Source organism: Streptomyces sp. RGM 3693, assembly GCF_050471125.1.
Taxonomy (GTDB): Bacteria; Actinomycetota; Actinomycetes; order Streptomycetales; family Streptomycetaceae; genus Streptomyces.
This window is the reverse complement of record NZ_JBMPPQ010000001.1, coordinates 129,927-142,237: the sequence shown is the minus strand read 5'-3', so window position 1 is coordinate 142,237 and position 12,311 is coordinate 129,927. Positions and strand designations below refer to the sequence as shown.

General features: G+C 72.2%; 10 protein-coding genes. 3 read left to right on the top strand and 7 right to left on the bottom strand.

Translation table 11 applies throughout. The features are described 5' to 3' along the window. Positions 1–30 precede the first annotated feature (30 nt). From ACO0M4_RS00660 to ACO0M4_RS00635, 6 genes are all read right to left on the bottom strand, one after another. A complete protein-coding gene (locus tag ACO0M4_RS00660; protein WP_430367540.1) occupies positions 31–1,068 on the bottom strand; it encodes a BMP family lipoprotein in 1,038 nt (345 codons plus the stop codon). A gap of 204 nt (positions 1,069–1,272) precedes the next feature. Further along, on the bottom strand, positions 1,273–2,487 hold the full coding sequence (locus ACO0M4_RS00655) for an amidohydrolase (protein WP_430371169.1): 1,215 nt from the start codon (positions 2,485–2,487) through the stop codon (positions 1,273–1,275). 152 nt (positions 2,488–2,639) lie between these two features. Beyond that, positions 2,640–3,791, bottom strand: coding sequence for a hypothetical protein (locus tag ACO0M4_RS00650; RefSeq protein WP_430371168.1), 1,152 nt, complete (start codon positions 3,789–3,791; stop codon positions 2,640–2,642). A 151-nt stretch (positions 3,792–3,942) separates the two neighbouring features. Then, entirely contained in the window at positions 3,943–4,902 is a 960-nt protein-coding gene (locus tag ACO0M4_RS00645) for an N-acetylneuraminate synthase family protein (protein WP_430367539.1), read from the bottom strand. A 111-nt stretch (positions 4,903–5,013) separates the two neighbouring features. Continuing rightward, entirely contained in the window at positions 5,014–6,237 is a 1,224-nt protein-coding gene (locus tag ACO0M4_RS00640; RefSeq protein WP_430367538.1) for a cytidylyltransferase domain-containing protein, read from the bottom strand. Between the two features lie 125 nt (positions 6,238–6,362). Further along, positions 6,363–7,739, bottom strand: coding sequence for a DUF6716 putative glycosyltransferase (locus tag ACO0M4_RS00635; RefSeq protein WP_430367537.1), 1,377 nt, complete (start codon positions 7,737–7,739; stop codon positions 6,363–6,365). Positions 7,740–7,949: 210 nt separating this feature from the next. Here ACO0M4_RS00635 and ACO0M4_RS00630 point away from each other — a divergent pair, with 210 nt between their 5' ends. The 3 genes from ACO0M4_RS00630 to ACO0M4_RS00620 are packed head-to-tail and all read left to right on the top strand — an operon-like array spanning position 7,950 to position 11,526. Then, positions 7,950–8,927, top strand: coding sequence for a glycosyltransferase family 2 protein (locus ACO0M4_RS00630; protein WP_430367536.1), 978 nt, complete (start codon positions 7,950–7,952; stop codon positions 8,925–8,927). Continuing rightward, positions 8,927–10,291 (top strand): polysialyltransferase family glycosyltransferase, encoded by a 1,365-nt coding sequence (locus ACO0M4_RS00625; RefSeq protein ID WP_430367535.1) that lies wholly within the window; start codon positions 8,927–8,929, stop codon positions 10,289–10,291. Before ACO0M4_RS00630 ends, ACO0M4_RS00625 begins: the two co-directional genes overlap by 1 nt. Then, the gene (locus ACO0M4_RS00620; protein ID WP_430367534.1) at positions 10,291–11,526 is read left to right on the top strand and encodes an acyltransferase family protein; all 1,236 of its coding nucleotides are present in this window, start codon (positions 10,291–10,293) and stop codon (positions 11,524–11,526) included. The genes ACO0M4_RS00625 and ACO0M4_RS00620 overlap by 1 nt, the downstream gene beginning before the upstream one ends. A 76-nt stretch (positions 11,527–11,602) precedes the next feature. Here the strand turns inward: ACO0M4_RS00620 and ACO0M4_RS00615 are convergent, their stop codons facing one another. Further along, positions 11,603–12,283 carry a TetR/AcrR family transcriptional regulator C-terminal domain-containing protein gene (locus tag ACO0M4_RS00615; protein WP_430367533.1) on the bottom strand — a complete coding sequence of 227 codons (681 nt, stop codon included), beginning with the start codon at positions 12,281–12,283 and terminating at the stop codon, positions 11,603–11,605. Positions 12,284–12,311 lie beyond the last annotated feature (28 nt).

The window sequence follows — 12,311 nt, the reverse complement described above, 5'->3', positions numbered from 1 at the left end:
GGCGAGGGCCGGCGGCCCGGCCCCGGGAGGCTACGACTTCGGCGTCTCCTTGACCTTCACCTGACCCTCGATGATCTGCTTCCGGGCCGCGTTGATCTGCGGCTGGATGTCCGAGATGAAGCCGCCCGAGGTGGCGAGCGAGACACCGCCGTGCTTCAGGTCGTAGGTGTGGATGCCGGTCAGCGGCTTGTGCTGCTCGCAGCTCTTGATCAGGTCGAAGACCGCCACGTCCACGTTCTTCACCACGGAGGTCAGGATGTGGTCCTTGTAGCGGGCCAGTCCCGGCTGCTGGTACTGGTCGGAGTCCACCCCGATCGCCCAGGCGCCCTTGACCTTGCTGATCGCCTCGATGGAGCCGGCGCCGGACTGGCCGGCGGCCGAGTAGATGATGTCGATCCCGCTGTCGAGCATGCCCTGGGCCTTGGCCTTGGCGGCGGCCGGGTCGTTGAACCCCTTGTCGTTGTTGGGGTACAGGTACTGCGAGACGACCTTGGCCTTCGGGTCGGTGGCGCGGACGCCCTGCTCGAAGCCGGCCTGGAACTTCTGGATCAGCGCGTTGTTGACGCCGCCGATGAAGCCCACCTTGTGGGTCTTGCTCTTCAGCGCGGCCGCGACCCCGGCGAGGTACGACCCCTCGTGCTCGGCGAACACCATCGCGTCGACGTTCTTGCCGGTCGGCACCGCGTCGACCACACCGAAGGTGGTGTCCGGGAAATCCTTGGCGACGTTCTGCACGGACTGGCTGTAGGCGAAGCCCACCCCGATCACCGGGTTGTACCCGGCCTCGGCGAACGACGTCAGCCGCTGCTCGCGGTCCGCCTCGGTCTCGCCGTTCTTCGCGGTGAGCATCTTGACCTTGATGCCCAGCTGCTTGCGGGCGTTCTCCGTACCGCGGGCGGCCGCCTCGTTGAACGAGTGATCGTCCCGACCGCCGATGTCGAAGGCCAGCCCGACACCCGCGTGGGTGGCGCGGTTGACCTCGGCGAAGCTCTGTCCGCAGGCGGTGGCGGTGAGCGCGAGACACGCGGTGGCGGTGGCCGCGGCGGCAACCCTGATAACCCGACGCACGGGGCCTTCCCTTCGCTGTAAGCGCCCCCAGTGGCGCTGGCTTGTCGGGAGATTAACGCGCGTAGACCTGGCGCAAAACCCTCCACTGCATCGCCGTTACCGATTCGTCTCTCAGGGCACGGCCCGGAAACACAGCGGGCGGCCGGCGCGGGGCCGGCCGCCCGTAGTGGCGGGGTGTGGCTCGTTTTATACGCTCCACGGGGTTCAGAGCAGTGCCGCCGCGGTGAAGAGTTCCACCCCGACGGTGATCGCGTACTCGTCGACGTCGAAGTCGCCGCGGTGCAGATCGAGGCCGCTCAGCTCGCCGGGCGGGCGGACGCCGAGCCGGGCCATGGCGCCCGGGACGTGTTCGAGGTACCAGGAGAAGTCCTCGCCGCCGAGGGACTGCTCGGTGTCCTCGATGGCCTCGGCGCCGCGCCGGGCGGCCATCGCGTCGTGCAGCAGCTGGACGCTGGCGGCCTCGTTGACCACCGGGGGGACGCCCCGGACGTAGTCGATCTGGGACTTGGCGCCGTGCAGGGTGGCGACCTCGTCGATCGCGGCGTGGACGAGGTCCGGCGCCTGCCGCCAGGCGTCCAGGTCCAGGCAGCGGAGGGTGCCGGAGAGTGCGGCCCGCTGCGGGATGACGTTGCAGGCGTGGCCGGTCTCCAGGCGGCCCCAGGTGACGGCGAGGCCGGCCCGGGCGTCGACCCGGCGGGCGATCACCGCCGGCACGTCGACCGCGACCCGGGCCGCGGCGGTGACCATGTCGGTGGTCAGGTGCGGGCGGGCGGTGTGGCCACCGGACCCTTCGAGGGCGACTTCCAGCCGATCGCAGGCGGAGGTGATCGGGCCGATGCGCAGGCCGATCCGGCCGGCGTCCACCCGGGGGTCGCAGTGCACCGCGAGGATCTGCCCGACGCCGTCCAGCACCCCGCACTCGACGGCCTCGGCGGCGCCGCCGGGCAGGACCTCCTCGGCGGGCTGGAAGAGCAGCCGCACCGGGCGGGGCAGTCGGCCCTGGCGGGCCAGCTCGGCGAGGACCAGACCGGCGCCGAGCACCACGGTGGTGTGCACGTCGTGGCCGCAGGCATGGGCGCGACCGGGGACCGTGGAGGCGTAGTCGACGGTCTTGGTGTCGGGAATGGGGAGGGCGTCGATGTCCGCACGGAGGGCGAGCGCCTCGCCAACCGGGCTGCCCGGGGTGCCGTCGACCGTACCGATGTCACAGATGAGGCCGGTGCCGGTGGCGAGGACCCGGGGGCGGAGCCCGGCCCGCTCCAGTCGGTCCTTGATCGCCGCGGTGGTCCGGAACTCCTGGTTGCCCAGCTCGGGGTGCATGTGCAAGTCGCGGCGGAACGCGAGGAGTTCGGCGCGTAGTGCCTCGGGGAGCGTGCCGGGCAGTGCGGGGGCGAGCGGGTCGGCGGCGGGGTGGGACATCAGTTGGTTCACCCGTTGAAGGTTACGGGCCCGAACCGGGCAACTGGCCCTCGATCAACAAAAGTTCAGCCCGTCAGGGGAAGAAATTTTAGGCAGCTGGGTGCATGGACAGATTTTGAGCGGGGTATGAAGGAGGGCTTTATCGCTCCCTGTCAGGTTCTGCTCTCAGGTTCAGTTCTGCTGTGTGGTTCTGCTTCCGCTTCTGCTTCTGCTTCCGGTTCTGGTTCTGGTTCTGCTGTCAGGTCCGGTCGTCCCGGTAGCCGTTGTACGTCCCGGGCGGTGCCGGTGACGTCGTCGAGGAAGCCCTGGGCGCGGGGCGAGGCGTGTGCGGTGAGCCAGGCGGGGTCGATGTCGCAGACCGCGACCCGGACTCCGGTGCCCTTCAGGGCCAGCGGCAGGGTGTGGACGACGGTGGAGGGGAAGCTGAGGACCAGCCGGCCGACCGGGCCGCGGCGGGCGATCAGTTCCAGCGGGAGGTCGGGGCGGACCACCTCCAGGCCGGTCTCGGTGGCCAGCCGGTGGAGTTTGTCGGTGCGTTCCCGGCGGTGGGCGAAGTAGCGGGTGGCGCCGTGCGTACGGGCCAGGCGGGCGACCGCGGCCACGTAGCGGTCGGCGTCGACCACACCGGTCTCGACGAGCGAGGTGCCGACGATGTCGGCGGTGCGGGTCAGGCGGGGTGGGCCGAAGCGGCCGCGGGTCCAGGCGAAGTCGTTGGCGGTGACCGCCATGCCCTCGGGCACCTCGACCGGCATCGAGCTGAAGAGGGCGACGGTGCGGCGGCGCCGGGCGCCTTCGAGGTCGGGGGTGAGGCGGCGGCGGGCGGTGGCGGCGAACGGCCCGAAGAGCAGGTCGCGCGGGCCGCGCCCGGAGCCGTGCCGGTGCCAGCGCACCAGCCGTTCACCGCGGGCGAGTTGGCCGATGAACTCCATGGTGGCGGTGCCGTCGTCGACCACGACCAGGTCGCGGGCCCGGGTCAGGCTCAGGAGCAGCTGGACGTAGCGGGAGAAGGGGTCGCCGAGGACGACCCGGTGGGCCCGGCGGAGGAGCCGGGTGAGGCCGCCGATGGTGCGCAGCGGGGCGGTGGCGCCGCCGCGGGCCTCCTCCCAGCGCACGGTGTGGCCTTCGTCGCGGGCGAGTTCGGCCATCCGGCGCAGCTGGCCGCGGGTCATCGGGTCGTGCGGGGCGAGCACGACGACGGTGAGGGCGGCGGCTCGGGCGCTGTGCGCCCATTCGAGGACGTTCAGCAGCTGCACCGGGCTCTCGACGAAGGCGAGGGTGCCGGTGTCCGCGGGGGCGGGTCTCATGTCGTCACCGCCGGGTTCGGTCCGGTTGCGCTGCCGGGGCACCCCGCGGAGGCGGCGGGCGGGAGTCCCCGCCGCCTCCCGGGGCGGGACCTCGGCGCCGGCGGCGCGGGTCCCTTCGGGTGAGTTCACGTCGCGAACTCCGCTCGGCCCGTCAGACGGCGGCCGGCGCGCGGTCGGCGGCGGTCTCGGCGTCCGCGTCCTGTGCGGCGTCGGCCTCGGCGACCACGCCGGCGACCCGGCGCAGCTTCTTCATCGGGCCGAGCTCGCTCTCGTAGACCTTCTTGACGCCATCGCCGAGGGAGTCCTCGATGGTGCGGATGTCGCGGACCAGGCGGGTCAGGCCCTGCGGCTCGACGGAGGCGGCCTGGTCGGAGCCCCACATGGCGCGGTCGAGGGTGATGTGCCGCTCGACGAAGGTGGCGCCGAGGGCGACCGCGGCGAGGGTGGTCTGGAGGCCGGTCTCGTGGCCGCTGTAGCCGATCGGGACGTTGGGGTACTCGGCCTGGAGGGTGTGGATCATGCGGAGGTTGAGCTCTTCGGCCTTGGCCGGGTAGGTGCTGGTGGCGTGGCAGAGCACGATGTTGTCGCTGCCCAGGACCTCGACGGCGTGCCGGATCTGCCGGGGGGTCGACATACCGGTCGACAGGATGACGGTGCGGCCGGTGGCGCGCATGGCGCGCAGCAGTTCGTCGTCGGTGAGCGAGGCGGAGGCGACCTTGTAGCAGGGCACGTCGAACTTCTCCAGGAAGGCGACGGACTCGACGTCCCAGGGGGAGGCGAACCACGCGATGCCGCGCTTCTTGCAGTACTCGTCGATGGCGCGGTAGCCGTCCTCGTCGAACTCCACGCGGTGGCGGTAGTCGATGTAGGTCATCCGGCCCCAGGGGGTGTCGCGCTCGATGTCCCACTGGTCGCGCGGGGTGCAGATCTCCGGGGTCCGCTTCTGGAACTTGACCGCGTCGCAGCCGGCGTCCGCGGCGGCGTCGATCAGCGCGAAGGCGTTCTCCAGGTCGCCGTTGTGGTTGATGCCGATCTCGCCGGTGACGTAGACAGGGCGGCCGGGGCCGACCGGGCGGTCGCCGAGGGAGCGGAAGCGGGAGTCGCTGCTCATGGGAGGTTCCTTCGTTCTGTTCGAGGGTGGTGGAACGGGGGGATCGGGGGGCGGGTCAGGGGGCGGCGGGCCGGGGTCCTGTAACGGCGTTACAGGCTGGGCGGGTGGGAGTCAGAGGGACGGGCCCAGGAGCCAGCCGGCGATCTCGCGGACGGCGCCGCTGCCGCCGGGCGTGGCGGTGACCGCGCGGGCCGCACCGCGCACCACGTCGTGGGCGGAGGCGACCGCCACCGGCCAGCCGACGAGGTCGAAGCAGGGCAGGTCGTTGACGTCGTTGCCGACGTAGAGCACCCGCTCGGGGGTGACGCCGGCCTCCTCGCACCACTGCTTGAGGGCGATGTCCTTGCGGTCGATGCCGTGCAGGACGGGCACCTTGAGCTTGCGGGCCCGGGCGGCGACCACCGGGTTCTGCTCGGTGGACAGGATCAGCAGGTTCAGCCCGGCGCGGCGCAGCGCCGCGATCCCCAGGCCGTCGCCGCGGTGCACGGTGACGGTCTCCCGGCCCTCGGCGTCGACCAGGACCCGGTCGTCGGTCTGGGTGCCGTCGAAGTCGAGGACGACGGCGTCGACGTCCTCGCGGGTCGGCAGGGAGCCGGGGCGCGGAGCGTCCAGGAGCGGGGCGAGGGCGCGGGCCCGGGCCAGGTCGTGCGGGTCGTCGATCTCCAGCACCCGGGCCGGGTCGGTGCGGACCAGTTCGGTGCGGCCGAAGAAGCGGTGGCCGCTGGTGCGGAAGCCGGCCGCGTCCATGGCGTAGGCGGCGCCGGTCTCCAGCAGGTCCTGCGGGCGGTCCTGGCGGCGCGGCCGGAAGGACTTGTCGTGGTTGACGCCGTGGCCGCCGTCGGTGGCGGTGCTCCCCGCGGCGACCGCGGCGACCGCGGCGACCTCGATGTCAGCGTCTCGCCAGACGAAGCCGTGGAAGGGCGCCACGGTCAGTGCGCTGTCGGCGCCGGCCTCGACGACCGCGGCGGCCACGGCGTCGATGTCCTCGCTGGTGAGGAACGGACTGGTGCACTGGACGAGCAGCACCGCGTCGACCGGGCGGCCCTGTTCGACCTCGTAGGTGTCCATGGCGTGCCGGACCGCGGCCTCACTGGTGGCGGTGTCGCCGGCGATCTCGCCGGGGCGGGCTATGACCATCGCTCCGGCGCCGCGGGCGGCGGCGGCGATCCCGGCGTCGTCGGTGGAGACGATCACGTCGGTGACCAGCCGGGCGGCCCGGCACTCGCGGACCGCGCGGGCCACCAGGGGCACGCCCCCGACGGCGGCGAGGTTCTTGGCGGGGACGCCCTTGGAGCCGCCGCGGGCGGGGATGACGGCCACAACGGTGGGGGGCATGGGGCTCTCCTTGGTCGGGCGGGGGCCGGTCGCGGTTCCTGGTGGTGCGCCGCCGTGCCGGGCGTCACGCACGGTTCTCGGTCGTTCGCTTCTTCCGGCGGGTCGTTCGCCTCTTCCGGCGGCGCTCACAGTTGCCCCCAGCGGCGGATGGCGGGGGCGACGCGTTGGACGCCGTGCCGGTACGCGCCCCGGGCCGCCTCGCGCACCGTGTCGCGGGCGAACTTCCGTAGTCCGCCGGCCTCTTGGGCCGCATCGACGTGGCCGGCGAGGGGTGCGCCCCGCGGGTCCAGGCCGTAGCGGGCGAGGATGCCGGGCAGGTAGCCGGGGGCGGTGCGGGGCGTGTAGTACGGGGTGAGCGGCGGCAGGTGGTCGGCGGCGGCCAGTGCGGTGACCCGGTCGCGGGCGGCGTCGAAGGCGGTCTCGTACGCCCCGTCCGCGGCGACCCCCTGGCGGGCCAGCCACTCCGGGTGGGGCTCCGGGCGGTGGCCGGCGTCGAGTTCGTCCCAGGAGGCCAGACAGCCGGAGCCGAGGAAGTGGTGGTTGCCGAGCGCCTCGCGGATGCCGAGGTCGGTGAGGACGGCGGTGGGGATGCCGCGGTGCAGCGACTCCAGGGCGGCGGTGGAGCTGACCGTGACCATCAGGTCGGTGCGGTCCAGGACCTCGCCCATGTTGCCGTACACCAGGCGGCAGTTGGCGGGCAGTCGGCCGGGGAGCTTGGCGGCGAGCTTCTGGTAGGGCAGTTCCTCGATGTGGGTGGTGTGCTCGCCGGGCTTGCTGCGGAGTTTGACCAGCACCTCGCGGTCGGGGTGCCGACGGGCATGCTCAACTGCCCGCCGCAGCAGGTAGGTTCGCGCCTCGCGGCTGTCGGGGACGGAGGGCTGGGCGGCGAACACCACGGTGTAGGGCCGGTGTTCCTGCTCCGCGGACGGGGTGTGCGGCTCCTGGTAGGGGGCGCCGCCGAGGAAGGGCAGCGCGCACTCCACGACGCTGTCGTCCGGTGCGCCGACGCCCTGGTAGACCGCGCGGAACCGGTCGGCGTCGTGCCGGGAGTTGGCGAGCACCACATCCGCGCCGTGCCGCAGCAGCAGGCCGTCGGCAAGCTTCTCGTAGACCACGCCGACGTAGCCGGTGACGACGACGGGGCGGCGGCCGCCGGCCGGAGCTTCGGCGCGCCAGGCGTGCCGGAGCCCGTGCAGCATCGCCTGGACGGCGCCGCCGACGCAGGCCAGCACCAGCACGTCGTAGCCGGTGTCGTCCCCGGCCCGCGCGTCGCGTTCCATCAGGTCGAGGAAGTCGACGCCCCGGATTTCCCGCAGCGAGTCCGCGCGGGCGCCGACCTCGCCGAGTTGGCGGACGGTGGGGGTGGCGCGGCCGCGGAGCAGGTAGCCGTCGAGCCGGGCGTCCGGTTGGAGTCGGCGGGCGGTCAGGGCGCCCCACTTCCACCGGGTGTCCGAGTCGGCGAGCACCGCGACCCGCGGTGCGGAATGGGTACGTGATGGCACGTCGAAGACGCTAGGAAGGCGCGACGGGCGGCGGACCAACTGGGAAGCAACAAAGGGTTAACAGCCGACCGACGAATGTCTAACCCACCCGGATACCGCCCGGATACCGGCCGATCACTGTCCTGGTTAACCATCCCGACATTCTTCGTTCACCGCCAAGTACGCGCCACGTCAAGACGAATGCCGGGCGCCGCCCCTAACGTCACGGGGGTGGTTAAGCTCTCCGTCGTCGTGCCGTTCTACAACGTGCAGACATACGCGCCCGATACTCTGAAAAGCCTGGCGGCGAACTCTCGCGAGGATTTCGAATTCCTGCTCGTCGACGACTGTTCACGCGACGGCACGCCGGAGATCCTCACGCGCGCCGCGGCGGACCTCCCGGGCGCCCGGGTGCTGCGGCACGAGAAGAACGGCGGCCTGGCCACCGCCCGGAACACCGGGCTGGACGCGGCCCGCGGCAAGTACCTCACCTTCCTCGACGGGGACGACTGGCTGGCCCCCGGCTACCTTCCCGAACTCCTTTCCACCATCGAGGAGTTGGGGTGCGACTTCGTCCGAACGGACCACGTCCAGTGCACCGCCCGGACGCGCACCGTGCACCGGGTCCCGCACGGCCGGCGGGGGGTGGTGATGGATCCGCGGAGCGTGATCCTGCCCGCCGACCGCTCCACCTCGGTCGACTACGCCTACGCCTGGGCCGGGATCTACCACCGCCGACTCCTCGACGACGGGCTGCTGCACTTCACCGACGGGCTGCGCACCGCGGAGGACCGGCCGTGGATCTGGCGGCTGCACCGCGAGGCGAAATCCATGGCGGTGACCGGTCTGTTGGGGGTTTTCTATCGGCGTGGAGTCGCATCCTCACTGACCCAGATCGGCGATGTCCGGCAATTGGACTTCATTCGCGCTTTCGATCAGGTGATCGAGGAAACGGCGCGGGACCCCGAGGCGCATCTGCTGTTGCCGAAGGCGGTCCGTACCTATTGCGCGATCATTTCCCACCACCTCGGTTCGATCGAACGATTCGAGCCACCGGTCGCCCGTAAATTGCGGGCGATGAGCGCCGCGGCCATGAAACGCATGCCGCAGGACGTACTGAAGGAAGCCCTGGATTCCATGGATGTACAGCGCGCGTCCCGGCTGCGGCGGCTGCGTCGTCGCAGCGTCCCGGCGGAGGTCGCCGCCTGATGCCCGGCCGGCCCCGTACCCAGATCTTTCTGGCGTCCACCCTCTACGGCGCGGCGACCCTGGCCGCCGCCCTGGACGCCGACCTGTTCGCCCCGGCCGACCGCCGACTGCTGCTGATCAGCAACAACGCGACGACCCCGGAGACCACCCCGGCGCTGGACGCCATGCCCGGTTTCGCGCGGCTGCGCGACCGCTTCGACCGCGTCCTGTCCTGGAACGAGACGATCCGCCCGTTCCACCCCGGCGGCTGGTCCCCGCGCCTCGACGACGTCCCGCTGTGGGAGCGGCAGCTACGACTGCTGTGGGAACTGGGCGACGACGACGTCGAGTTGATCGTGGAGTCGATCCAGGTCAACCCGGCGCTGGCGCTGGCGCAGCTGTTCCCCGGCGCGCCCGTCCACGTCTACGCCGACGGGCTGATGAGCTACGGCCCGACCCGCAACAAGCTCGACCCACTGGTCGGCACCCGGATCGACCGGCTGCTCCACCTGGACCTGGTGCCGGGCCTCAAACCGCTGCTGCTCACCGAGTTCGGGGTCGAGCCGGTGACCGTGCCGACCGCCGCCTTCACCAAGGTGCTGGCCGAACTCGCCGACGACGCCGAGGCACCGGACGATCTGGCCGACGTCCCGGAGGGCGCGGCGCTCCTGCTCGGCCAGTACCTCTCGGCACTCGCCATCCTCACCCCGCAAGAGGAAGAGGAACTGCACGTCCGGATGGTGCGCGGGGCGGTCGAGCGGGGCCACCGCGAGATCGTCTTCAAACCGCACCCGTCGGCACCGGCCCGCTGGTCGCGGCTGCTGGAGCAGGAGGCCGAGAAGCTCGCGGTCTCGCTGACCGTGCTGGACCGGCCGGTGCTCGCCGAGGTCCTCTACCAGCGGGCCCGGCCGGCGCTGGTGGTCGGCTGCTTCTCCACCGCGCTGCTGACCGCGTCCGTCTTCTACGACCTGCCGGTGGCCCGGACCGGCACCGGGCTGCTGCTGGAGCGGCTCAGCCCGTATCAGAACAGCAACCGGGTGCCGGTGACGCTGGTGGACGCGCTGGTGCCGGACCTCGCCGACCGCAGCGAGCGGCCGCTCGCCACCGCCCGCCCGGAGGACGTCGCCCCGCTGGTCACCGCGGTCGGCTACGCGATGCAGCACCAGATCTACCCGCACCTGCGGCCGGCCGCCGAACGCTACCTGGCGGCCCACCTGAGCCCGCACACCCGGCGCTACTTCAAGCGCCGCCGGCTCACCGCGCTGGCGCTGCCCGGCGCGCTCCCGTCCCAGCTGTCGTTCATCCCGCGCAATGCCGCGGTCCGCCGGGTGGCGCGCCGCGCCCGGGCCGTGCAGCGCCGATTGAGGAAGCGGATCGCCGCCTGATGACCACCACCTCACCGGCGGCCGGGGCGCCCCGTGTGGCACCGGACCGCACCGCGGCCGGCACGACGGGCGCCGCTCCGGCCGCGGCCCGGGACCTCGCGATACCGGGCGGCGGCCGGAGCGGTGGCGCCGCCCGGCTGCGCGCCCTGGACGGGCTGCGGCTGCTCGCCGCCCTGATGGTCGCCGCGTACCACTACGGCGGCCGCAACGGCGACATCTCCCGGGCCTGGGGCGACTCCCCGGTCCACCAATTCCCCTACGCCTCCAGCGCGTTCGCCTACGGCTGCCTGGGCGTCCAGATCTTCTTCGTCATCAGCGGCTTCGTCATCTGCCTCAGCGGCTGGGTCCCGCCCGTCGCCCACCACCACCCTTCGCCGGGCCGGGCTACGCCCGGACTGAGACGATTGCGGTCCTTCCTCGCGAGCCGTGTCTCCCGCCTCTATCCCGCCTACTGGGTGGCGATCCTCCTGGTCACCGCGGTCTTCGCGCTCCCCTGGGTCGCGTTCAAGGCCCTCTCGCCGAGCGAGGTGCTGACGAACCTCACCATGCTCCAGTACCCGCTGGGCGTGCACCGGGTCCTCGGCGTCTGCTGGACGCTCTGGGCGGAGATGCGGTTCTACGCCCTCTTCGCGCTGTGCGTCGTCCTCCCGGGCGCCACCCGCGGCCGGGTCGTCCTCTTCTGCGCCGGCTGGACGCTGGCCGCGGCCCTGGCGCAGTCCGCCCACGACCCGTTCCTCAGCACCGTCCTGATGCCGCAGTACGCCCCGTTCTTCATCGGCGGTGTGGGCCTGTACCTGCTGCACCGCTTCGGCCCCCGGGACCCGGTCGCCTGGACGATCGTGCTGGTCAGCTGGCTGATCGGCCAGCATTACGCGGTCGCCGGCCTGTGGCACGCGCCGTCCGTGCACGCCTTCTCCTACCGCTCGGCGACCGTGATCATCGCCATCGTGACCTTCGGCTTCGCCGCGGTCGCCGCCGTCGCCCTGGGCGCACTCCGCTGGGCGAACTGGCGCTGGCTGACCGTCGCCGGGGCGCTGACCTACCCCTTCTACCTCGTCCACGAACACCTGGGCTGGGTCGTGATCGGCGCACTGCACCGCCGCGCCGGGCTGCCCTCGTACGCCACGTTCCTGCTGACCGTCGGCCTGATGCTGCTGCTGGCGTGGGTGCTGCACCGGTGGGTCGAGCGTCCGCTGACCCCGCGCCTGCGCCGCGCGATCGACCCGCGCCGCTGACCGCCACCCCGCGGGGCGCCTCGCCCCCGCCCCGCGGCCCCCTCAGCCCCTCAGCCGCCCGACTCCCCTCCCCCACTCAACTCCCCTCCCCCTTCAGGTGGTTGGCCTCGATGCCGGCCACGATGATCCGCAGTCCGGCCTCGAACGCCTCCTCGATGTCGCCGAAGAGCGTCCGTCCGGCCCGCGCGGCGAGCGGGTACGTGGCGCCCAGCCGCCGCTCGCGGTCGTCGAGGTCGTAGGACGGATCGCGGACCTCCGGACGCTCGGGTTCGGGGTGCACCGACTGCTCCTCGATGACCAGCCCGACCGTGTAGTTGTACGCGGTCCACCAGGCGCGGGCCGCCTCGGTGAGGGTGAAGCCGACCGCGGTGAAGTGGCTGAGGAAGAGTTCCAGCGGGGCGGCGAAGCTGTCGTCCGTCATCCGCGTCCCGGCGACGACCTTGCCGCCGTCGCGGTAGGCGAGCAGTTCCCGGCGGAGGGTGGTGCAGGTGCGCAGGACCATCTCCTGCCAGGACGGCCACCGGCCGTCCGCCCCCGGCCCGCCCGCGGGCAGCGTCGACCGGAACAGCCGCCGGAAGATCTCGGTCGCCATCTCGTCCAGCAGCTCCTGCTTGTTCTTGAAGTGCCAGTAGAGCGCCGGGGCCTGAACGTCGAGTTCCTTGGCGATCCGCCGGAGGGTCAGCCCGTCCAGGCCGCTCTCGTTCAGCAGCCGCAGGGCGGTCTCCACCACCAGTTTCCGGTCAATGCGCGAAGCCATGTTGACAACTTAACACCGTTAAGGGCAG

Bases quoted from the DNA above. Each gene is read 5' to 3' on its own strand.
- ACO0M4_RS00640 (WP_430367538.1), bottom strand. From the start codon at position 6,237: ATGCCCCCCACCGTTGTGGCCGTCATCCCCGCCCGCGGCGGCTCCAAG.
- ACO0M4_RS00645 (WP_430367539.1), bottom strand. From the start codon at position 4,902: ATGAGCAGCGACTCCCGCTTCCGCTCCCTCGGCGACCGCCCGGTCGGC.
- ACO0M4_RS00620 (WP_430367534.1), top strand. From the start codon at position 10,291: ATGACCACCACCTCACCGGCGGCCGGGGCGCCCCGTGTGGCACCGGAC.
- ACO0M4_RS00615 (WP_430367533.1), bottom strand. From the start codon at position 12,283: ATGGCTTCGCGCATTGACCGGAAACTGGTGGTGGAGACCGCCCTGCGG.
- ACO0M4_RS00650 (WP_430371168.1), bottom strand. From the start codon at position 3,791: ATGAGACCCGCCCCCGCGGACACCGGCACCCTCGCCTTCGTCGAGAGC.
- ACO0M4_RS00625 (WP_430367535.1), top strand. From the start codon at position 8,927: ATGCCCGGCCGGCCCCGTACCCAGATCTTTCTGGCGTCCACCCTCTAC.
- ACO0M4_RS00655 (WP_430371169.1), bottom strand. From the start codon at position 2,487: ATGTCCCACCCCGCCGCCGACCCGCTCGCCCCCGCACTGCCCGGCACG.